The following is a 21412-nucleotide window of genomic DNA, read 5'->3' as shown; positions in this document are numbered from 1 at the left end:
ATGGGCCAATTCGCCGACCGCTGTGATCCGGGCCGCCGCGCGTGGATCGCCGAGGCCGTCCGCGTCGTCGAGGCCGACGCCAACCGCAGCGCCGACACGCACCTGCACGTCTTCCCGCTGCCCGCCGCGTGGGGCGTCGACCTGTACCTCAAGGACGAGTCCGTCCACCCGACCGGGTCGCTGAAGCACCGGCTCGCGCGGTCGCTGTTCCTGTACGGCCTCGCCAACGGCTGGATCTGCGAGGGCACCACGATCATCGAGGCGTCCAGCGGGTCGACGGCCGTCAGCGAGGCCTACTTCGCGCGGCTGCTCGGGCTGCCGTTCGTCGCGGTCATGCCCGCGTCGACCAGCCCGGAGAAGATCGCGCTCATCGAGTTCTACGGCGGGCGCTGCCATCTCGTGGACGACCCGTCGTCCATCTACGCCGAGTCGCGCCGGCTGGCCCGCGAGTGCGGCGGCCACTTCATGGACCAGTTCACCTACGCCGAGCGCGCGACGGACTGGCGGGGCAACAACAACATCGCCGAGGCGATCTTCGAGCAGATGGCGCTGGAGCGGTACCCGGAGCCGTCCTGGGTCGTCGTCGGGGCCGGGACGGGCGGGACGTCGGCCACCATCGGCCGCTACGCCCGCTACCGCCGGTTCGCGACCCGCGTCGCCGTCGTGGACCCCGAGGGCTCGGCGTTCTTCGACGCCTACGAGCGCGGTGACACCAGCGGCACCGCGCCGGGCTCGCGGATCGAGGGCATCGGGCGCCCGCGCGTCGAGCCGTCGTTCCTGCCGTCGGTGATCGACCGGATGATCCGGGTGCCCGACGCCGCGTCCGTCGCCGGGATGCGCTGGGCCGCCGAGGTCGCCGGGCTCGGCGTCGGCGGCTCCACCGGCACGAACCTGTGGGGCGCCGCGCTGCTCATCGCGGAGATGGTGGAGCGCGGCGAGCGCGGCAGCGTCGTCACGCTGATCTGCGACGGCGCCGACCGCTACGCCCACACCTACGGCTCGGACGCCTGGCTCACCCAGCAGGGCCTGGACGTCGCGCCGTACCTGGCCGGGCTGCGCGCCTTCCGCGCGACCGGCGCTAGCCCGACAGCCGGATCGGGTTGAACAGGTCCGCGTAGACCAGCAGCCCGCCCATGACGATCAGCACCGCCGCCATGACGTAGGTGACGGGCAGCGCCTTGGCGACGTCCACCGGCCCGGGGTCGGGACGGCGGAACACCCGCGCGAACCCCTTCTTCAGCGCCTCCAGCAGCGCGCCCGCCATGTGCCCGCCGTCCAGCGGCAGCAGCGGGATCAGGTTGAACAGCCCGACCGCGAGGTTCAGCGACCCGATCAGGCTGATCAGCAGCCAGACCTTGGTCTTCACCGGCTCGTGCGCCGCCGCGACCTCGCCGCCGAGCCGGCTGACGCCGACGACGCCGATCGGGCCGTTCGGGTCGCGCTTCTCGCCGCCGAACGCCGCGTGCCAGACGCCGACCATCCGCTGCGGCATCCGCACCAGCGCGCCCGCCGTGTGGGACGTCAGCTCGCCGATGTAGCGGGCGACGGCGCCCGGCCCCTGCCGCTCGTAGGCGACGTGGGTGACCGGGGCGATGCCGAGGTACCCGACCGTGACGGTCTTGTTCTCGTCCTTCAGGTCGGGCATCCGGTTCGGGATGATCGAGACGCGGGTGGTGACGTCCGCGCCGTGGCGGCGCAGCCCCAGCGTGACCGTCCTGCCCGCCGACTGCCGGATCAGCTCCTGGACCTGCGCGTAGTCGGTGACCTTCCGCCCGTCGAAGGTGACGAAGGTGTCACCCGCCTGGAGGCCGGCCCTGGCGGCCGGGGTGAGCGGCGCGTCGGACGGGCACGTCTCGGCCGTGGACGTCGCCGGGACGACGCACTTGGCGACGCTGCTCACCACCGGGTCGGTCTTGAGGGTCTGGGCGCCGAGGCCCATCAGCAGGAACGCGAAGATGACAACGGCGAGCACCAGGTTCACGGCCGGGCCCGCGAACATGATGATGAGCTTCTGCCACCACTTCTTGCTGTAGAAGACGCGGTCCTCGTCGCCGGGCCGGACTTCTTCGAGAGCCGCGCCGCGCGCCGACTCGATGAGGCCCTGCCACGGGCCGGTGCTGACGCTGCGGACCTTCCCCGACGCGTCGCCGCGCCGGGGCGGCAGCATCCCGATCATGCGGATGTAGCCGCCGAGCGGGATCCACTTGACGCCGTACTCGGTCTCGCCCCTGGTCTTGGACCACAGCGTCGGGCCGAAGCCCACCATGTACTGCGGGACGCGGACGCCGAACAGCTTGGCGAACGAGAAGTGCCCCAGTTCGTGGAGCGCGATGGACACCAGCAGGCCGAAGAAAAGGATCAGCACACCGGCCAGCCAGATCATGCGCTTCGCCCTCCGCGATCTTCAGGAACGTCCTCAGCGTACGTCATGGGCGCGGCCCCTTCCGCGTCTAGCCGAGGAAGCCCCGCAACAGCGACGCGGTGGCCTCCAGGTGCTCGGCGACGGCCGTCCGGGCGGCCACCGGATCGCCGAGCAGGACGGCGTCCACGATCGCGGCGTGCTGGACCGCCGCGTGCTCGATGTTCGGGCCGAGGACGGGGATCGCGTTGAGCAGGTCCGTCACGCGCATCCGGGCGTCGGCGCACGCGTTGGCCAGCAGCCGCGAGCCCGTCAGCTCCGCGATCGTCAGGTGGAACACCGTGTCGAGGCGGCGGTACTCGCCGGGGCGGGCCGCGTTGACCTCCGCGAGCCGGGTGCGCAGCAGCGTCCGCTGGTCGGAGCTGAGCGAGGTGTTGGCCAGCGCCTCCACCGCGCCGGTCTCCACGGCCATCCGGAATGTCAGCGTGTCCGACAGGCGGTCGCCCATGCGCGCCACGGCGCGGCGCAGGTCGTCCTCGCGGGGCTTGGGCCGCCGGTAGACGACGAACGTGCCGCCCGACCGGCCGCGTCGCGACTCGACGTACCCCTCCTGCTGGAGGACGTGGATGGCCTCGCGCAGCGTGACCCGCCCGATCCCGAGCAGCGGGGCCAGCTCGCGTTCGGGCGGCAGCCGGTCGCCGTGGTCCAGGACGCCGAGCTTGATCGCCTGCAGCAGGCGCTCGACCGTCTCCTCGAACGCGTTGCCCGAGCGGACCGGCCGGAACACGGCGGCGGCCGTGACGCCGGACGGCGCCGGGAGGGGCGATGATCCACGGCCGTCGGTCGTCCGTTCCATCAGGCTTCCTCGGTCGCTGCCGGACCGGCGGTGCCGCCGGACCTCCTGTCTACCAGGGGCGCGACCCGGCTGAAACCCCGCACGAGGCGAGTGTTGCCTGGTGTCCGCGAGACGGGGGCATGGCTTGTCCGGAGCGTCCTGTTCCGTCCGGATGGCACGAAAATGTGTGCCCAGGTGCTAAAACGCCGCCCGCGTTTGTTCGGAACGGCCGGTATCGGAGGGGAGGCCCGGCCGCGCATCATGGCGCTCCCACCGCAGAGAGGCACCCATGAAGCGCAGTCAGCTCGCCGTCGCCGCCCTCGTTCCGGCGCTCGTCCTCGGTCTCGCCGGCTGCGGCGGCTCCGACGGAGGGGAGAAGGCGGCCACCCCGGGCGGGACCGCGCCCACCACGGCCGCCGGCACCCCGGCGACCCCGCCGTTCCCGACGCCCTCGACCAGCGCGGACATCAAGAAGGCCGCCGACAAGTTCACCACGTGCATGAAGCAGCACGGGGTCGTCCTGCCGAGCCCCGGGCCGAGCGCGTCGGCCTCGGCCAAGCAGAACGCGGGCAAGGTGCAGGAGGCGACGCGCGCCTGCCTGTCGGAGATGACCGGACAGACGCCCAAGTAGGACCAGCGGGTCTCCGTCCCCCACCGCGCCGGGGGACGGGGACCCGTTCCGCGTCAGCGGGGGCCGTCGACGGGCGCCTCGTCCGCCTCCCACAGCGCCTTGTTGCGCGCGGCGTCGATGCGCTTGAGCCGCTTGTTCATCGAGCGGACGAGGAAGACCAGCGCGACGCCGAGCAGCAGGAACACCCCGAAGCCGAGCAGGCCCGGGGAGACCGTGTCGTCGTTCAGCGGGATCGCGTGGACGTGGACGGCGAGGGTTCGCACTACGAAAACACCTTCTCCCGGACACCGGCGAACAGGTCGTCCTCCGGCACCTCGGTATCGACCAGGGACCTGGCCAGATGGTAGTCCTCGGTCGGCCAGTGCTCGCGCTGGAGGTCCAGCGGGACCTGGAACCAGAACCCGTTCGGGTCGATCTGGGTCGCGTGGGCCAGCAGCGCCCGGTCGCGGGTCTCGAAGTAGTCGCCGCACGGGACGCGGGTCGTGACCTGCCACGGCGGCGGGGCGTCGTCCTCGGAGAAGCGGCCCAGCCACTCGGCGTAGGGCGACTCCAGGCCCGCGCCGAGCATGGCGTCGTGCAGCGCGAACATCCGCTCCTTGGTGAAGCTCATGTGGTAATAGAGCTTGAGCGGCTGCCAGGGCTCTCCCGTCCCGGGATAGCGCTCGGGGTCACCCGCGGCGTCGAACGCCTCCACCGACACCTCATGGCACTTCACGTGGTCGGGGTGCGGGTAGCCGCCCTTCTCGTCATAGGTCAGCACGACGTGCGGGCGGAACTCGCGCACGGCCCGCACCAGCGGCTCGGCGGCCGTCTCCAGCGGCTCCAGCGCGAAACAGCCGTCCGGCAGCGGGGGCGGCGGGTCGCCCTCGGGGAAGCCGGAGTCCACGAAGCCGAGCCAGCGCTGCTCCACGCCCAGGATCTCCCGGGCGCGCGCCATCTCCTCGGTGCGGACGCGGCCGATGTCGGCCTCGATCTCCGGCCGGTCCATCGCCGGGTTCAGGATGCTGCCGCGCTCGCCGCCCGTGCAGGTGACGACGAGGACGTCCACGCCCTCGGCGGCGTAGCGGGCCATCGTCGCCGCACCCTTGCTGGACTCGTCGTCGGGATGGGCGTGCACCGCCATCAGGCGCAGCCGGTTCCCCGCCCCCGGGCTCGGGTCGGGGGCGGCGCGGTCCAGGGCCTCGGTCACCGTGGGACTCCCTCGTCAACGCGATCGTGGAAACGTCAGGACGCGCCGGAGGGGCACCCCGGTTCGGAGCATCCGGCGCGGCAGACGAGAATTGTCCATGACAACGCCCGAACCCCGCAGAGAGATTCCGACGCGATGACCCTCAGCGCACCGTCCGGACCGGCGACCGACCCCTCGGCCCCGGACCGGCCCAAGCGCGGTCTCGGCCCGCTGGGCTGGATCGTGATCGGCGGGCTGACGGCCGTCTTCGCGGCCGGCTGGGCGGTGATCTACGCGAACGTCGGGCAGACGCCGGGCATCTCGGCCGAGGCCACGGCCTGGAACATCCGGAGCGCGTCCGCCGTTGACGTCTCGTACACGGTGGTCAAGCCGAAGGACGAGCGGGTGCGGTGTGTCGTGGACGCGTTCGACGTCAACTTCGAGGTGCTGGCCGAACGCGAGGTGATCGTCCCGGCGGGACGTGAGCGCCTCGCCGCGGAGCAGACGCTGATTACGCCGCGCAAGGCCACCGGAGCACGGATCAGGGACTGCCGGTCCGTCTGATCCCGGGACCGTTCCCACGCTCGGCGTCCCACCGGCGAAACGCCAGGTGAAGCCGAACCCCGTGGACGGATTGCGAACCACCCGTTAAGGGAACCTTTACCCGCACGCACCGGATAGGCTTGAGATTTCATCCGGCCGCACTTGCCGGCCCTGTGAGCCCCCGTCCGTCCGGGGCGTGCGACGATCGCACCATGTGATGAGGAGTACCCGTGACCGAGACCCGCGCTGACAACGTCACCTGGCTCACCCAGGAGGCGTACGACCGGCTCAAGAACGAGCTGGACCATCTGTCGGGCCCGGGGCGCACCGAGATCGCGAAGAAGATCGAGGCCGCTCGCGAGGAGGGCGACCTCCGGGAGAACGGCGGCTACCACGCGGCCAAGGAGGAGCAGGGCAAGATCGAGGGCCGCATCCTCCAGCTCCAGAGCATCCTGGAGAACGCCCGGATCGGTGAGGCGCCGCGCGCCGAGGGCGTCGTCGGCCCCGGGATGACGGTCACCATCGCCTTCGAGGGCGACGACGAGGAGGTCACGTTCCTGCTCGCGTCCCGCGAGGAGAGCGGGCCGATCGACGTCTACTCGCCGAAGTCGCCGCTCGGCGCCGCGATCAACGGCAAGCGGGTCGGCGACAAGGCCACGTACTCGCTGCCGAACGGCCGGAGCATGACGGTCGAGATCCTGGACGCCACCCCGTACCAGGGCGGCTGACCGCACCCCGTCCCCGATGGGCCCGTCGCGCACCGCGGCGGGTCCATCGTCGTTTTTACGGCTCCTGCGCGGCGGCGCGGACGAGCGGGAGCGTCCGGTGCGGGATCTGGTCGGCCAGCGAGATCACCGTGGACGCGCGCTCGACGCCCCGCACCGCCACGATCATGTCGATGACGCGCTGGAGGTCCCGGTTGCCGCGCGCGACGACGCGGCAGAGCATGTCGGCGGACCCGGTGATCGTGTGCGCCTCGATGACCTCGGGGACGGCGGCGAGCCGGGCCGCGACCGGGTCGTGCCCGCGGCCCTGCGCGAGTTGGAGCGTGACGAACGCCGTGACGGCGTAGCCGAGCGCGGCCGGGTCGATCTCCGGGCCGAAGCCGCGGACGACGCCGGTGCGCGCCAGCCGGTCCAGCCGGGCCTGGACGGTCCCGCGCGCGACGCCGAGCCGGCGGGACGCCTCCAGCACGCCGATCCGGGGCTCGGCGGCGAACAGTTCCAGGACGCGGGCGTCGAGGGCGTCGATCGCGGACATCGGCTCTCCCGTGGTCAGTCTGCGCAGATCGTCCGGTGGATCCGTGCGTCGGCTGGGCAGGTTGTCCAGTGTTTCCGGTCACTCTTGCGCACTCTGCCGTGCGTTGTCGACATTGGGGTCATGGATGACTTCCCGGTGCTGGGCATGGACGCCGTCGTGTTCGCGGTCGGCAACGCGCGTCAGGCCGCCCACTTCTACTCGACCGCCTTCGGAATGCGCCGCGTCGCCTATCGCGGCCCCGAGAACGGGAGCCCGGACGAGGCCGTGCACGTCCTTGAGTCGGGGACGGCCCGGTTCGTGCTCCGGGGGCCGGTGCGCGCGGGCACCGATCTCGGCCGCCACGTCGCGGCGCACGGCGACGGCGTGACCGACCTCGCCATCGCGGTGCCGGACGTCGCGGCGGCCTACCGGCACGCGCTGGAGCGGGGCGCGACCGGCGTCGAGGAGCCGCACGTCCTGGAGGACGAGTACGGCAAGGTCGTGCTCGCGGCCGTCGCGACCTACGGCGAGACCCGCCACTCGCTGGTGGACCGGTCCAACTACAGCGGCCCCTACCTGCCGGGGTTCGCCGCCGCCGATCCCGTGGTCGCGGCGCCGGACCGTCCGTTCTTCACCGGCGTCGACCACTGCGTCGGCAACGTCGAGCGCATGGACGAGTGGGCCGACTTCTACCACCGCGTCATGGGCTTCACCGACATGGCCGAGTTCGTCGGCGACGACATCGCCACCGAGTACTCCGCGCTCATGTCCAAGGTCGTCGCGGACGGCTCGCGGCGCGTCAAGTTCCCGCTCAACGAGCCCGCCGAGGGGCCGCGCCGCTCCCAGATCGACGAGTACCTGGAGTTCTACGGCGGACCCGGCGTGCAGCACGTCGCGCTGGCCACCGACGACATCCTCGCCTCGGTGGACCGGATGCGCGCGGCGGGCGTCGCGTTCCTGGCCACGCCCGCGTCCTACTACGACGACCCCGAGCTGCGCGCCCGCATCGGGGAGGTGCGGGTCCCGGTGGACGAGCTGCGCTCCCGGGGCGTCCTCGTGGACCGGGACGAGGACGGCTACCTGCTCCAGATCTTCACCCAGCCCGTCCAGGACCGTCCGACCGTGTTCTACGAGCTGATCGAGCGGCACGGGTCGCTCGGGTTCGGCAAGGGCAACTTCAAGGCGCTGTTCCAGGCGATCGAGCGGGAGCAGGAGGCGCGCGGGAACCTCTAGCGGCCCAGCCGGGGGGCAACCTTTGCCCCGGCGGCGGCCCAAGTCCTGGTCAACCGGTGCCGTCCGGCCGGTGCGACGGGGGACTTCTACCGATATGACGCAACCGCCGCATGATTCCGGACAGCCCGGGGACCAGCCGGAGCAGCCCCGGCCGCCGTCGTACTCCCGCGACCCCAACTACCCGCAGCAGTACGGGGAACAGCAGCAGCAGAACCCTTACGGCGGCCAGCAGCCCTACCCGGGCGGCAGCCCGTACGGCGAGCAGCAGCCGCCGTACGGCAACCCCTACTACGGCCAGCAGCCGCCCGGCGGGGACGGCGGCACCGAGCCGCTGGCGATCTGGAGCCTCGTCGCCGGGATCGTCGGGCTGTTCACCTGCGGGATCCTCTCGCTCGTCGCCGTCGTCCTCGGGCACCTGTCGATCCGCAGGATCCAGGCGACCGGACGGCGCGGGCGCGGCATGGCGCTCGCCGGGCTCATCCTCGGCTACCTCGCGCTCGTCGGCTGGATCATCTACTGGATCCTCGTCCTCATCGCGGGGACGCACGGCGGCCACAGCGGACGGTACTGACCGCCGTCCGGTAGATCCGAGTTGCCGCGCCTGTCACGAACCGGCAGGCTTGGCCCGTGTCCTCGCCAGCCTCCGCACCGCCGCCGGTCCGCCCCCGTTCCCGTCGCCCGGCCCTGCGCGGCGCCGCCGCGGCCGTCGCGCTCGGCTGCGTCGCGGCACTGGCCGGCTGCCGGGCGGGCGCGGCCGACCCGGTGTCGGAGCCGCCGCCGGACGTGGCGTCCGGCCCCGGCGGGCAGGCGTCGGCCGGGGACCCGTACACGCCGGGCGACGGGAACGGCGGCTACGACGTCCAGCACTACAAGCTGACGCTGGCGATCACGCCCGGCGGCCCGAAGGAGCTGGACGGCACCGCGGAGATCACCGCGAAGGCCACCGAGCAGATGAACCGGTTCGACCTCGACCTCACCGGGCTCGACGTCGCGACCGTCACCGTGGACGGGGCGCCCGCCCGGTTCGTCCGGGACGGCACCGAGCTGGTCATCAGCCCCGCCCGTCCGCTGGCCAAGGGCGCGACGTTCGTGACCAGCGTGAAGTACTCGGGCACGCCCCGTCCGGTGACCGACCCGGTCCTCGGCCGCTACGGCTGGATCCGGACGTCCGACGGCGTGTTCGTCGCCTGCCAGCCGAGCGGCGCGCACACCTGGTTCCCGTCCAACGACCACCCGTCGGACAAGGCGACGTTCGAGTTCGCCATCACCGTGCCCGAGGGGCTGACGGCCATCGCCAACGGCGAGCCGACGTCCCCGATCCCGAGCAGCGGCGGTGGAACGCCCCAGGTCCCGACGCCGAGCACCGCGCCGTCCACCGACCCGGGCGGCGGCCCGGCCATCGTGCCCGCCGGGTTCCGGCGCGGGCCGTCCACGGTGACGTGGAAGGTCACCGACCCCATGCAGACCTACCTGGCGACCGTGGACGTCGGCCGCTTCCAGGTCCGGACGGGCCGCACGCCCGCCGGCGTCCCGGTGATCACCGCCGTGGACCCGACCGTGCCGGGCGCCGACCTCGACGCCTTCCACGCGCTGAACATCGCCGTCACCGACGAGTGGACGCGGCGGTTCGGCGCGTTCCCGTTCACCTCCAGCGGCGGGCTCATCGACAACGCGTCGGTGGACTTCGCGCTGGAGACCCAGACCCGTCCGGTGTACGGGTCGTTCGGGCTGCAGCAGTCGGTCGTCGCGCACGAGCTGGCCCACCAGTGGTTCGGCGACAGCGTCGGGCTGCGGCGCTGGCAGGACATCTGGCTGAACGAGGGCTTCGCCACCTACGCCGAGTGGATGTGGAACGAGAAGTCGGGCGGGCCGAGCGTCCAGCAGCAGTTCGACAACGTCTACAAGGACCCGAACGCCGGGGAGCTGTGGGAGGTCCCGCCGGGCAACCCCGGCCGCCGCAACCTGTTCGGCCGGTCGGTGTACGACCGGGGCGGCATGGCGCTGCACGCGCTGCGCCTCAAGGTCGGCGACGGCACCTTCTTCAAGATCCTCCAGACCTGGGCCAAGGAGCACCGGCACGGCACTGGCACGACGCCGGAGTTCATCACGACGGCCGGGAAGGTCTCGGGCAAGAACCTGGACTCCTTCTTCAAGTCCTGGCTCTACGACCGCGGCCGCCCCAAGCTCTGACCGTCGGTGCCCAAAGGGCGGTCAACGGGGGGCAAGAGAAGGTCAAAGGCGTGCGGATGACCGGGACAGGTCCGCGCGGGCGTGGCCACGCTGTTGAGCGCGCTCTCCGGCCGGGGAGCGCGATCGAGGGAAAGGCCCCGCTCACGTGCTCCCGGTCCTGCCTCCCGTGGCGTCCCACGGGCTCGCCGCCGTCCTGACGGCGGCCGTCCTGCCGCTGTCCGGTCCGTTCACCCCGGGCGCGCCCGGCGCGGGCGACCCCTACTTCCCGAACGCGGGGAACGGCGGGTTCGACGTCGCGTCGTACGCGATCTCGCTCGCGTACACGCCGAAGACGCGGCGCATCGCCGCGACGACCCGGATCACCGCCACCGCCACCCAGGACCTGTCGCGCTTCGACCTGGACTTCGCCGGCAACACGATCGGGTCGGTCACGGTCGACGGCGCCAAGGCGCGCTACCGGCGCGACGGCGGCGAACTCGTCATCACGCCCGCGCGCGGGCTGCCGCAGGGCCGCACGTTCACCGTCGCGGTGACGTACCGCGGGCGTCCGGGCGCCAACAAGGACCCCGAACTCGGGCAGACGGGCTGGATCCGCACCAAGGACGGCGCCGTCACGCTGTCGCAGCCGGTCGGGTCCTCGACGTGGTTCCCGGTGAGCGACCACCCGTCCGACAAGGCGCTGTTCTCCTACGCCGTGACCGTCCCGAAGGGCCTGCGGGCCCTCGCCAACGGCGAGCCCGCCGGGATCGCGGCGCGGCACGGCCGGACGACCTACCGCTGGCGCTCGTCCCACCCGATGGCCCCCTACCTGGCCATGGTCGCGATCGGGCGGTTCCGCGTGCGCGACGGCCGCTCCCCCGGCGGCGTCCGGACGATCACCGCCGTCGACCCGGTCCTGACGGACGTGAACGGCGCGAAGTTCCAGCGCGACACCGCCGCCGTCACCGACTGGGAGGCGAGGACGTTCGGCCGCTTCCCGTTCCGCTCGACCGGCGGCGTCGCCGACGACGTGGACGTCAGCTACGCGCTGGAGACCCAGAACCGCCCGGTGTACCCGGGGACGACCGACCGGATCATCCTCGTCCACGAGCTGGCGCACCAGTGGTTCGGCGACAGCGTGAGCGTGGCCCGCTGGAAGGACATCTGGCTGAACGAGGGCTTCGCGACCTACGCCGAGTGGCTCTGGACGGCCGCGCACGGCGGCAAGTCCACGGCGCAGCGGTTCGCGAAGCTGTACGCCAAGCCCGCGTCCGACAAGGCCTGGACGATCAAGACGGGCGACCCCGGCGAGCGCGGCATGTTCGACGGCTTCGCGATCTACGACCGGGGCGCGATGACGCTGGAGGCGCTGCGCCGGACCGTCGGCGACAAGGCGTTCTTCCGCGTCCTGCGCGGCTGGCCCGCCCGGTTCGCGGGCCGCAACGCGGGCTCCACGGACTTCGTCGCGTTCGCCGAGCGCGAGACCGGCAAGGACCTGGACCGGTTGTTCGACGCGTGGCTGTTCACCGGCGCCAAGCCCCCCGCGCCCAAGGCTTCCTGATGAATCCGAGACCCGGGCGCGCTTGATCGGCGCGACCCCGGCCGGAAGCCTTGAGTCCATGAGACTCCGATCCCCGGCCGCCGCGGCGCTCTCCGTCGCGGCGGCCGTGCTGGTCACGGCCCTCCCGGCGGACGCGGCGGCGCACTTCACGCCCGGCGCTCCGGGCGCGGGCGACCCGTACTTTCCCGACATGGGCAACGGCGGCTACGACGTCGCCCACTACGACATCGCTCTCACGTACGTCCCCGCGACGAAGGGGATCCGGGCCGTCACGACGATCGACGCGACGGCCGTCCAGAACCTGTCCCGCTTCGACCTGGACTTCCGCGGCCCGCTGAAGGTCTCCGCGCTGTCGGTGGACGGACGTCCGGCCGCGTTCGCCCGGACCGGCGCGCAGGAACTCCAGATCACGCCGCGCCGGGGCCTGCGCAAGGGCGCGCGGTTCCGGGTGCGGGTCGCGTACGCGGGCGTCCCGCGCGGCGTCAGCGACCCCTCGCTCGGCGACTCGGGCTGGATCGCCACGCCGGACGGCGGCGTCATGCTCAACCAGCCGACCGGCGCCGCGACGGTGTTCCCGGTGAACGACACGCCGCGCGACAAAGCGACCTACTCGTTCGCGCTGACGGCGCCGAAGGGCCTCACGACGCTGGCGAACGGCGACCCGGCCGGGACGTCCGCGCGCGGCGGCGCCGTGACGACGCGCTGGGCGATGCGCAGCCCGATGGCCAGCGAGCTGTCGATGATCGCGGTCGGGAAGTACGCGGTGACGACGACCCGGTCGGGCGGCCGGACGAACCTCACCGCCGTCCAGGACGCCGCGCGGGTCTCCGCAAAGAACGCGCGCGCGTTCAACTCCCGGACGGCGAGCGTCCTCGCGTTCGAGGAGACGCGGTTCGGCGGGTACCCGTTCTCCTCGACCGGCGGGATCGTCGTGAACGCGCACGTCGGGTACGCGCTGGAGTCGCAGGGACGGCCCGTCTACGACCTCGGGAGCGGCGGCGAGATCCCCGACGGCGAGCTGCTCGCGCACGAGCTGGCCCACCAGTGGTTCGGCGACAGCGTCACGCCCGCGCGGTGGAAGGACATCTGGCTGAACGAAGGCTTCGCGACCTACGCCGAGTGGCTGTACGCCGCGAAGTACCTGGACACGCCCGCCCAGGAGAACTTCGACAAGGCCTACCGGACGCCGTCCAGCGGCGACCTGTGGAAGCCGAGGACCGCCGATCCGGGACGCGACGGGCTGTTCGGCGCGACCGTCTACGAGCGGGGCGCGATGACGCTGCACGTGCTCCGCCGGACGATCGGCGACAAGGCGTTCTTCCGGCTGCTCAAGGAGTGGCCCGCCGCCAACCGGGGACGGAACGTGACCTCGGCCGACTTCGTCCGGTTCGCCGAGCGGCTGTCGGGACGGGACCTGAACGCCCTGTTCAAAGACTGGATCTACACCTCCGGCAAGCCCGCGCTCCGGACGTACTAGGCGCGTCCGCCGCCCTCCTGATCGTTCGCCTGCTAGATTCCCGTCGAATCCGTGACAAGTCGGGCAGGGCGGAAGCGAGGGATCCGAGTGACGGAGGTCACCGGGCGAGGGCGGCGGCGCGCTCCGGGCGGACGGCGCCGCGAGCGGCCGGACGAGCGGCGGCGCCGGCCCGTCCTGTTCATGGCCGTGGCGGGCGTCGCCGTCGTCGGCGCGACCGCGTTCGGGCTGCACGCGGCGGCCGAGGACGGCTCCGCGCCGCGTCCGGGCGGCGCGCCGGGCGACTGCCGGAACGGGTGCGCGCTGCCGCCGGTGCCCGTCTCGCCGACCGGGACGAAGGAGCACCCGCAGGCGCAGACCGTCTCGCCGTCGCCGAGCGCGTCCCCGTCGGTGTCGCCGACGACGTCCGCGCCCCCGTCCCGGACGTCCGCGCCCGGGGCCGGGAAGAAGCGCAAGCACCTCGGCCGTCCGGACCGCCAGGGCCCGCCCGGACGCACGCGGACGACCGGCCTGGAGGCCACCTACACGACCAGCGACCGCTGGGACTCGGGCTTCGTCGGGCAGATCACGGTCGTCAACACGAGCGAGGCGACCGTGAACGGCTGGAACCTGACGGCGTCGTTCCCCGGCGCCCGCATCACCTGGGCCTGGGGCACGGGCGCCGACCACGACGTGACCCGGCTGCTCGGCACGGGCGGCCCGCTCGCGCCCGGCGCGACCGTCCAGCTCGGGTTCCAGGCGGAGGGCCGGCCGCCCGGCTCGCCCTCCGCCTGCGTCCTCAACGGCGCGCCCTGCTGATCACGGGTTGACGACGGCCATCCAGATCGGCTCGGCCCGGCTCTGCATCGCCTCGACGGCCGCCCGCGCGTCGGCCAGCGGGAAGCGGTGCGTGATGAGGTCGTCCACCCGCAGCGCGCCGGAGTCCAGCAGCGCCAGGACCTCGCGCGCGTCGGTGCGGGTGCAGGCGCGGGTGCCCACGAACTTCCAGCAGTTGATCATCATGACCGCGGCGGGCAGGCCGAGCGGGTCCCGGTTCGCGCCCATGTGGACGACCGTCCCGCCGGTCCGCATCGCGGCCGTGGACTGCGCCATCATCCGTCCCGCCGGGGCGAAGTCGAGCACCGCGTGCGCGCCGCCCGGGACGATCTCGCGCAGCCGCCGGGTCAGCCCGCCGGTCTCCTCCCAGCCGTCCGGCAGGTCCTCGCACGCGACGGTCTCGACGGGCAGCGGGCTGATCCGCGCCACGTCCGCCAGCCGCTCGGCCGACCGTCCGACGAGGACGAGCCGGCCGACGCCGAAGTGCGGCGCCAGCTTGACCGTCGCGGTGCCCATCGTGCCGGTCGCGGCCGTGACGATCAGCGTGGCACCGGGCGTCAGGTCGGCCAGCTTCAGCGCGCGGACGGCGTTGGCCAGGTCGTGCACCTTCGCGCCGACGTCGAAGCTCACGCCGTCGGGCAGCGGGTCCACCAGCCAGTACGGGACGCGGACGTACTCGGCGAGCCCGCCGTCGTGGTAGGCGTCGTAGAGCGGCATCGGGGCGTCACCGAACGCGGCGTGTCCCATCATCGCCTGCTGCGCGCACATCATCTCGCGGTCGGTGCGGCAGTACTCGCACGACCGGCACGCAAGGTTCGGGTGGACGCGCACCCGCGTGCCCTCCGCGACGCCGGTCACCTGGTCGCCGACCGCGACGATCGTGCCCGCCGCCTCATGGCCGAGCGTCGTCGGCAGGTGCCGGAACGCGCCGCGCGCGAGCAGCAGCATCATGCCGGGGGCGAGCCCGGCGGACGCGACGCGGATCAGGACGTCCTGCGGCCCGACCTCGGGGACCGGGATCTTCGCGACGTGCAGCTCGGTGGAGTCGGCCTGCGCCCGCGCGGCCAGCATCTCGCTCAACGGCTCGTCCTTTCGGCGCGCGCGGCGGCGACCCGCGCGGGGGTGGAGGGTTCTGCGGTCCGGGACGTCGCGGCGACCTGCGGCAGCTCGCGGCCCGACAGCAGCACGATGTGCTCGGCGTCGCCCGACGTCACGGACGTGTGGGCGAGGCCCTGCGGGATCCGGACGAAGTCGCCCGGCCCGAGGTCGACGGTCCCGCGCTGCGAGATCAGCGTCCGGGTGCCGGCGACCTGGTACTGGACCTCGTCGGCGTCCAGGGTGCGGCGGTAGACCGTCCCGTCGGACGCGGCGAGCCGGACGTAGCCGAGCCGGAAGCTGTCGGAGCGGTAGAGCCAGGTCGTCCCGGCGCCCTCGGCGGCGCGCAGGACGTTCAGCCGCTCCTTCTCGCGGTGGACCTGGTCGAGCAGCAGCCGCTCGTCGATCGGGAACACCGTGATGTCGTGGCCGGGCGCGCCCATGCAGTGGGTGACGGCCTCGTTGACGTTCCCGGGCGTCCAGCCGGGGAACGGCGGGAACACCGGCCCCGACGTCCGCTCGGCGGCGCGCTCCTCGGCGACCGTCGCGGGCGTGTAGAAGAGCAGGTGGCTCTCCTCGCGTCCGTAGTTGTCGTGGCCGAGCCCGCGCGGGAGGCGCGAGAACTCGCCCGTGCGGTGCTCGATCACCCCGTACTCGGTCATGAGCGTCCGCTCGCCCGCGATCTGGTAGGAGATCTCGTCCACGTCGGTGTTGCGGTGGTAGAAGGGCTGACGGTTGTTCATCGTCTGCCACTCGACGCGGATGGACTCGCTCTCGTAGACGCCGCGCGGCGGCGCGAACGGCTGCGCCGCGTACTCCTGCGGGTAGTGGACGACGGTCAGCGGGTCGTGATCGCGCCACAGCTTCATCGGGCCGGGGTGCGGTGCGGCGAGCAGCAGGTCCTCGTCGCGCTCGACGCTGCGCAGCGGCGCGTCGGCGCCGAGGACGGCGACGTCCTCCCGGACGATCCCCATGCGTTTCCTCCTCAGCCTTCGAGCTGCTCGTAGTAGGCGGCGGCGCCCGGATGCAGCGGGACGGGGGTGCGTCCGATCGCGACCGGGTCCAGCGGGTACGTGACGGGGCTGCGGTCGGGCGGAATGTGCCGGTACTGGCGTTCCAGGACCTCGCGGGTCTCGCCGAGCACCCAGGCGATGGCGTAGGCGACGTCGTCGGGCAGGTCGGCGCGGGCCAGCACGAGGAAGTCGGAGAAGTCGAGGGTGCGGAACGCGGGCGCGTCGGGGAAGAAGCCCTCGGCGACGTCGGCGGCGGGCCAGCCGTGCTCGGCCTCCAGCGCTTCCAGGACGTCCGGCTCGACCTCCAGGAAGTGCATGTCCTTCCCGAACTCCTGCCAGGCGGGGAGCATGACGGCCTCGTGGACGATCGCGTCCGCGCGTCCCTCCAGCACGTGCGCGAAGGACTCGAACGGGCGCTCGTCGGACAGGAACTCGCCGCCCCAGCCGACGACGTCCACGCCGGAACGGTCCAGCAGGGCGTGGGCGGCCACTCCGACGTGGTTCACGCCGTCGTTCACCGACGTCGCGAGGCGCAGCGCCGGCTTGCGCTCGCGCAGTTCGGCGAACGTCCGGACGCCGAGCGAGCGCCGCACGCCGACGACGAGCCGGTCGCGCTGCGGCAGGACGCCGAGTGCGCGCAGGTCGGGGTAGTGCTCGTCGGCGTACACGCTCCGGCCGTCGAGCGCGGCCGTGACGAACGCGGCGGGCGTGGCCAGCGCGACCTGGACCTCGCCGCGTCCGACGGCCCGGACGGCGTCCACGAAGCCCCGGCTGTTCCACGTCGCGATCCGCGTGTACGGGCCGCACCGGTCGGCCAGTTCCTGGGCGATCCAGCCGCAGACGCGGTGCAGGTTCGCTCCGCCCCAGTCGCCCCGCAGGTGCAGGGTGAGCGATCGCTCGATCTTCGGTTCCGGGGCTCCGCTGCGTTGGGGTGCCACGCCGCGCCTCCTTCACTGTCCTGTTTTAGAGGACGCCAGTCTCGTGATGTGGGACACGGTACGCGGCCCGCGCGCGGAATCGCAAGCGCTCCCTTATGGATACCCGGTATGGGCCAGTGTCAGGGCGTGGTGACGGTGTAACCGCGTCCGCGCAGGTGGGAGACCACCTGCTCGCTGTGGTCGGTGCCCCGGGTCTCCAGGTGCATGACCACCTCGGCCTCCTCGACCGGCAGCCGCGCGGCGACCCGCTCGTGCCGGACGTCCAGCACGTTCACCCCGAGGTCGGCCACCTCGCCGAGCAGCGTGACGAGCGCGCCCGGCTTGTCCTTCAGGCGGCAGCGGACGACCAGGTACCGGCCCGCCCCCGCCAGCCCGTGCCGCAGCAGCCGCGACAGCAGCAGCGGGTCGATGTTGCCGCCCGACAGCAGGACGACGGCGGGCGTCCGGATCGCGTACCCGTGCTCCAGCACGGCCGCCACCCCGGCCGCCCCGGCGGGCTCCACGACCTGCTTGGCCCGTTCGAGGCAGAGCAGCAGCGCCTGCGACAGCGACTCCTCGGTGACCGTGACGACGGCGTCCACCAGGTCGGCGACCAGGCCGTAGGTGAGGTCGCCCGGCCGGCCGACCGCGATGCCGTCGGCCATCGTCGGCCGCACCTCGACCCGCACCGGCCGCCCGGCCGCCAGCGACGGCGGGAACGCCGCCGCCCGCTTGGCCTGCGCGCCGACGATCTTGACGTCCGGGCCGCCGCGCTCGGCCGTCAGCGCCTTCACGGCGGCGGCGATCCCGGCCATGAGGCCCCCGCCGCCGACCGCGCCGACGATCGTCGCGGCGCCCGGGAGCTGCTCCATGATCTCCAGCCCGATCGTGGCCTGGCCCGCGACGACGTCGGGGTGGTCGAACGGGTGGATGAACACCGCGCCCGTCTCCTCGGCGTGCCGCTCGGCGGCGACCAGGCACTCGTCCACGGTCGGGCCGGGGAAGCGCACCTCGGCGCCGTAGCCGGTGGTCGCGGCGATCTTGGGCAGCGGGGCGCCCTTCGGCATGTAGACGGTCGCGCGGGCGCCCAGCGTGGCCGCCGCGAGCGCGACGCCCTGCGCGTGGTTCCCGGCGCTCGCCGCGACGACCCCGCGCGCCCGCTCGGCGTCGGTCAGCCGCGCGATCCGCAGGTACGCGCCGCGGATCTTGAACGAGCCGGTGCGCTGCAGGTTCTCGCACTTGAGGTAGACGGGGCCGCCGAGCAGGTCCGACAGGGCCGGGGAGTGGAGCAGCGGCGTCGGGACGACCACGTCGTGCAGCAGGTCCCGCGCCGTCCGCACGTCGTCCAGTGAGACTGGTGCCATCCTTCGATCCTTCCACGCGCGGGCGCGCGAAGGACGTCCGGGCGGCGGCGGAATTCACGGCTCTCCTGGACGGTCCGGTGCATTCCCTGTACTCACTTCCGCAGTGAGGGACCCGTCCGGGGAGCGCCAATATTTGCTCACCGACAATCAATGCAAAAGGCATTGCGCGGGAGCGACACGGATACCACCCTTGTTTTGTGGGAGAAAGTTTCTCCACGGAATTAGGCATTGCCGACGAAAACGGTGCACCGCTCCCCCGCGGGCGGTCGTCCCCCGGCAACGTCCCAGGTGAGACCACCAGGAAGGAAAAATGACCGTTTCGTACGGACGGCTCGCGAGAGTGCTCGTCCGAAAAAACCTTCAGTGCGCCGGCGCCGTTGCGCGCCCCACTGTGGGAACGTTCCAAACAGCGCCGCGAAGGAACGGCACATGAAGCCTCCGGGAGCATCCCGGCGCGAATACCGCGTGAATCCCTCCAGCACGCGGGTCCCCGTCCCCGGGGACGCGACGCCGGCCGGGCGCCCGCCCGGCGGCGCGACCGAACAGCGGATCACCCGCCGGTGACCGGACGGCGACCGATGCCGCGGTCCGGCGGCGACGGATTTGGAGGTCATGTGCTCGAAACCAGAGAGAAGGGGCTCGGCGGCGCGGCGGCGCGGTCGGTCACCACCGCCTACTTCGTGTGCTTTGCGATGGTCGGGGCGCTGTCGGCGATGCTCGGGCCGTCGCTGCCCGTGCTGTCGGACGCGTCCGGCCTGTCCGCCTCGGCCCTGTCGGTGCTGTTCACGGCGGATTCAGTCGGGGCCATCTGCGGCGCGCTGTTCGCGGGCCGCGTGTTCGACCGCCTCGACCCGCACGCCCAGCTCGCCCTCGGCCTCGGCGGCATCGCGGCGGCCGTGGCGGCGATCCCGCTGGCCGACTCCCTGCTCCTGCTCGTCCTCGGCTGGTGGGCGCTCGGCGCGTCCAAGATCTTCGTCCTCGTCACCGCCAACACGCTGCTCATGCGGCAGCGCGGCGAGGACGCGGGACCGTACGTCAACGCGGCGCAGTTCTTCGCCGGGCTCGGCTCGCTGCTGATGCCCGCCCTCATCGCGCAGGCCCTCGGCGCCACCGGCGGGCTGCACCTCGCCTACTGGGCGATGACCGGGCTGGCCGTGCTGCTGGTCGCCCGGCTGCGCGCCCTCCCCGTCCCGGCCCCCGCCGTGCCCGAACCCGAGGAACCCGAGCGCCGGGCGCAGCACCGGCGCATCGTCGCGACCGTCGCGGTCCTGTTCTTCTTCTACGAGGGCGCGGAGATCGGCTTCTCCGGCTGGCTGCCGTCCTTCACCCTCGACCAGGGCATCACCGACTCGTCCGGGACGGCCGCGTACTACACGTCGGTGTTCTGGATCGCGATGACGCTCGGTCGGCTGCTCTGCCTGCCCATCGCCCGCCGGACCCCGGCCGAGCGGATCCTCCTCACCAGCCTCGCGGCGTGCTGCACCACGCTCGGCGCGCTGCTGCTGTTCGGGTCGACGTCGCTGTTCGTCGTGTTCTGGACGTTCGCGTTCGGCCTGTCGATGGCGTCGATCTTCCCGGCGGCGTTCACGATGCTCAACCAGCGCGGCGCCATGAACGGACGGACCAACGCCCTCTGCATGTTCGCGGCCAGCGGCGGCGCGATGTTCTTCCCACTGGTCATCGGCCAGTTCGTCACGCTGCGGCGATGAACGCGCCGAAGCCGCGCGCCGCGCGCGCGACCGAGAAGCGCGCAACGAAAGAAGCGCGCGGCTTTGAGCGCGCCGCAGGCGCCCGGGAGGCCCGGTGAGCGAGCCGAAAGCGCACGCCGCAGGCTCGCGGGGAACACCGTGAGCGAGCCGAAGGCGCGCGCCGCGCGCTGGACTGAGGAGCGCGCGCAGCGAGGAACGAGCGAGCACGCGACGAGGGAAGCGCGCGGCTTGAAGCGCGCCGCAGGCTCGCGGGAAACACAGCAGGCTTGCGGGCAACACAGTCAGGGTGCGGGCCAGTACCGGTCGCCCGCCAGCACGAGTGCGGCGGCGCCGACCAGGCCCGCGCCCTGGCCCAGCGCGGCCGGGACGACTTCGACCCGCGCCGCGAACGGCATCCGGGCGTGGGCGCGGAGCGCGGCGGCGAGCGGCCCGAACAGCGGCTCGCCGGCCTGTGACAGGCCGCCGCCGATCGCGACGACGTCCAGGTCGCACAGGTGCGTCGCGGACGCGATCGCGACGCCGAGCGCCCCGCCCGCCCGGCGCAGCGCGCGGACGGCCGACGGCACGCCGCGCCGGGCGTCGGCGGCGAGGTCGACGCCGCTCATCTCCTCGCCGGTCCGCCAGCCGTGCGCCTGCGCCCACGCGACCAGGCCCGGACCGCGCGCGACGGCCTCCAGGCAGCCCCGGCCGCCGCACGCGCACGGCGGCCCCTCCGGCTCCACCACGATGTGCCCGACATGTCCGGCGTTGCCGCTCGCGCCGGTGATGAGCCGGTCGTCCAGGATCAGGCCGCCGCCGACGCCCGTCGACACGACCATCCCGAGGACGTTGCGACGGCCTTTCCCCGCGCCGAGCCAGTGCTCGGCCACCGCCACGCACACCGCGTCGTTGTGCACGCGCACCGGCACGCCCGGATACCGCTCGGCGAGCCGCGCGCGCAGCGGGAACCGCCGCCAGGACGGGATGTTCAGCGGCGACACGTCCCCGTCCGGCCAGATCATCGGCCCGCCGCAGCCCACCCCGACGCCCACCGGCACGACCCGCCCTGCCACCTCGTCCAGCAACTCCGTCAGCGCACGCCACAGGTCGTCCGCGCCGACGTACGGCCCGGACGGCGTCGCCATCCGCCGGTACCCGGTGAGCCGCCCCGCCCCGTCCACCAGCGCGGCGGCGAGCTTCGTCCCCCCGACGTCCACCGCCAGCACATAGCCGCTCACTGTGTCTCCTGCGCACCCACGGCGCGCCCAGAGCCGCGCGCTTCCCTCGTCGCTCTGGTCGCAAGCTCC

General features: G+C 72.9%; 21 protein-coding genes. 11 read left to right on the top strand and 10 right to left on the bottom strand.

Going from position 1 to position 21412, the window contains the following annotated elements; translation table 11 throughout:
- The gene (cds1, locus tag BTM25_RS09745; protein ID WP_103562350.1) at positions 1-1104 is read left to right on the top strand and encodes an L-cysteine desulfhydrase Cds1; all 1104 of its coding nucleotides are present in this window, start codon (positions 1-3) and stop codon (positions 1102-1104) included.
- Here cds1 and BTM25_RS09740 read toward each other — a convergent pair.
- Positions 1079-2383 carry a M50 family metallopeptidase gene (locus BTM25_RS09740; protein WP_103562349.1) on the bottom strand — a complete coding sequence of 435 codons (1305 nt, stop codon included), beginning with the start codon at positions 2381-2383 and terminating at the stop codon, positions 1079-1081. The genes cds1 and BTM25_RS09740 overlap by 26 nt on opposite strands.
- Positions 2384-2450: 67 nt before the next feature.
- Positions 2451-3215, bottom strand: a complete 765-nt coding sequence (locus tag BTM25_RS09735; RefSeq protein WP_103562348.1) for a FadR/GntR family transcriptional regulator — start codon at positions 3213-3215, stop codon at positions 2451-2453.
- Positions 3216-3483: 268 nt separating this feature from the next.
- Between BTM25_RS09735 and BTM25_RS09730 the strand changes: the two genes are divergently transcribed.
- Entirely contained in the window at positions 3484-3825 is a 342-nt protein-coding gene (locus BTM25_RS09730; protein WP_103562347.1) for a hypothetical protein, read from the top strand.
- Positions 3826-3878: 53 nt separating this feature from the next.
- On the opposite strand, the gene BTM25_RS09725 is transcribed toward BTM25_RS09730, so the two are convergent.
- Both BTM25_RS09725 and mca read right to left on the bottom strand, forming a co-directional pair.
- A complete protein-coding gene (locus BTM25_RS09725) occupies positions 3879-4088 on the bottom strand; it encodes a hypothetical protein (protein ID WP_103562346.1) in 210 nt (69 codons plus the stop codon).
- A complete protein-coding gene (gene mca, locus BTM25_RS09720) occupies positions 4088-4948 on the bottom strand; it encodes a mycothiol conjugate amidase Mca (protein WP_103562869.1) in 861 nt (286 codons plus the stop codon). The genes BTM25_RS09725 and mca overlap by 1 nt, the downstream gene beginning before the upstream one ends.
- Positions 4949-5149: 201 nt before the next feature.
- Here mca and BTM25_RS09715 point away from each other — a divergent pair, with 201 nt between their 5' ends.
- Positions 5150-5557 carry a DUF4307 domain-containing protein gene (locus tag BTM25_RS09715; RefSeq protein ID WP_103562345.1) on the top strand — a complete coding sequence of 136 codons (408 nt, stop codon included), beginning with the start codon at positions 5150-5152 and terminating at the stop codon, positions 5555-5557.
- A 209-nt stretch (positions 5558-5766) separates the two neighbouring features.
- A complete protein-coding gene (gene greA, locus BTM25_RS09710; RefSeq protein WP_103562344.1) occupies positions 5767-6264 on the top strand; it encodes a transcription elongation factor GreA in 498 nt (165 codons plus the stop codon).
- Positions 6265-6319: 55 nt separating this feature from the next.
- Here the strand turns inward: greA and BTM25_RS09705 are convergent, their stop codons facing one another.
- Positions 6320-6796: an Lrp/AsnC family transcriptional regulator gene (locus BTM25_RS09705; protein ID WP_205648014.1), complete on the bottom strand. Its 477-nt coding sequence runs from the start codon at positions 6794-6796 to the stop codon at positions 6320-6322.
- A 120-nt stretch (positions 6797-6916) separates the two neighbouring features.
- Here BTM25_RS09705 and hppD point away from each other — a divergent pair, with 120 nt between their 5' ends.
- From hppD to BTM25_RS09675, 6 genes are all read left to right on the top strand, one after another.
- Positions 6917-8008 carry a 4-hydroxyphenylpyruvate dioxygenase gene (gene hppD / locus BTM25_RS09700; protein ID WP_103562342.1) on the top strand — a complete coding sequence of 364 codons (1092 nt, stop codon included), beginning with the start codon at positions 6917-6919 and terminating at the stop codon, positions 8006-8008.
- A 94-nt stretch (positions 8009-8102) separates the two neighbouring features.
- Positions 8103-8579, top strand: a complete 477-nt coding sequence (locus BTM25_RS09695) for a DUF4190 domain-containing protein (protein WP_103562341.1) — start codon at positions 8103-8105, stop codon at positions 8577-8579.
- A 56-nt stretch (positions 8580-8635) separates the two neighbouring features.
- On the top strand, positions 8636-10198 hold the full coding sequence (locus BTM25_RS09690) for a M1 family metallopeptidase (protein WP_103562340.1): 1563 nt from the start codon (positions 8636-8638) through the stop codon (positions 10196-10198).
- A gap of 166 nt (positions 10199-10364) precedes the next feature.
- The gene (locus tag BTM25_RS09685) at positions 10365-11738 is read left to right on the top strand and encodes a M1 family metallopeptidase (protein WP_235828318.1); all 1374 of its coding nucleotides are present in this window, start codon (positions 10365-10367) and stop codon (positions 11736-11738) included.
- 58 nt (positions 11739-11796) lie between these two features.
- The gene (locus tag BTM25_RS09680) at positions 11797-13215 is read left to right on the top strand and encodes a M1 family metallopeptidase (RefSeq protein ID WP_103562338.1); all 1419 of its coding nucleotides are present in this window, start codon (positions 11797-11799) and stop codon (positions 13213-13215) included.
- An 87-nt stretch (positions 13216-13302) separates the two neighbouring features.
- Positions 13303-14010: a cellulose binding domain-containing protein gene (locus BTM25_RS09675; RefSeq protein WP_103562337.1), complete on the top strand. Its 708-nt coding sequence runs from the start codon at positions 13303-13305 to the stop codon at positions 14008-14010.
- Here the strand turns inward: BTM25_RS09675 and BTM25_RS09670 are convergent, their stop codons facing one another.
- From BTM25_RS09670 to ilvA, 4 genes are all read right to left on the bottom strand, one after another.
- Positions 14011-15099, bottom strand: a complete 1089-nt coding sequence (locus BTM25_RS09670) for an alcohol dehydrogenase catalytic domain-containing protein (protein ID WP_235828367.1) — start codon at positions 15097-15099, stop codon at positions 14011-14013.
- Between the two features lie 5 nt (positions 15100-15104).
- Positions 15105-16097: a hypothetical protein gene (locus BTM25_RS09665; protein WP_103562335.1), complete on the bottom strand. Its 993-nt coding sequence runs from the start codon at positions 16095-16097 to the stop codon at positions 15105-15107.
- An 11-nt stretch (positions 16098-16108) separates the two neighbouring features.
- Positions 16109-17074, bottom strand: coding sequence for a TAXI family TRAP transporter solute-binding subunit (locus BTM25_RS09660; protein WP_103562334.1), 966 nt, complete (start codon positions 17072-17074; stop codon positions 16109-16111).
- A gap of 119 nt (positions 17075-17193) precedes the next feature.
- On the bottom strand, positions 17194-18417 hold the full coding sequence (gene ilvA, locus BTM25_RS09655; RefSeq protein ID WP_103562333.1) for a threonine ammonia-lyase: 1224 nt from the start codon (positions 18415-18417) through the stop codon (positions 17194-17196).
- Positions 18418-19031: 614 nt separating this feature from the next.
- On the opposite strand from ilvA, the gene BTM25_RS09650 reads away from it, so the two are divergent.
- Entirely contained in the window at positions 19032-20126 is a 1095-nt protein-coding gene (locus tag BTM25_RS09650; protein WP_168212068.1) for an MFS transporter, read from the top strand.
- A gap of 281 nt (positions 20127-20407) precedes the next feature.
- Here the strand turns inward: BTM25_RS09650 and BTM25_RS09645 are convergent, their stop codons facing one another.
- Positions 20408-21343 carry an ROK family protein gene (locus tag BTM25_RS09645; protein ID WP_103562331.1) on the bottom strand — a complete coding sequence of 312 codons (936 nt, stop codon included), beginning with the start codon at positions 21341-21343 and terminating at the stop codon, positions 20408-20410.
- Positions 21344-21412 lie beyond the last annotated feature (69 nt).

Source organism: Actinomadura rubteroloni (genome assembly GCF_002911665.1).
GTDB lineage: Bacteria > Actinomycetota > Actinomycetes > Streptosporangiales > Streptosporangiaceae > Spirillospora > Spirillospora rubteroloni.
Note: the sequence above shows the minus strand (reverse complement) of the source record. Positions and strands in the feature narration are given on the sequence as shown.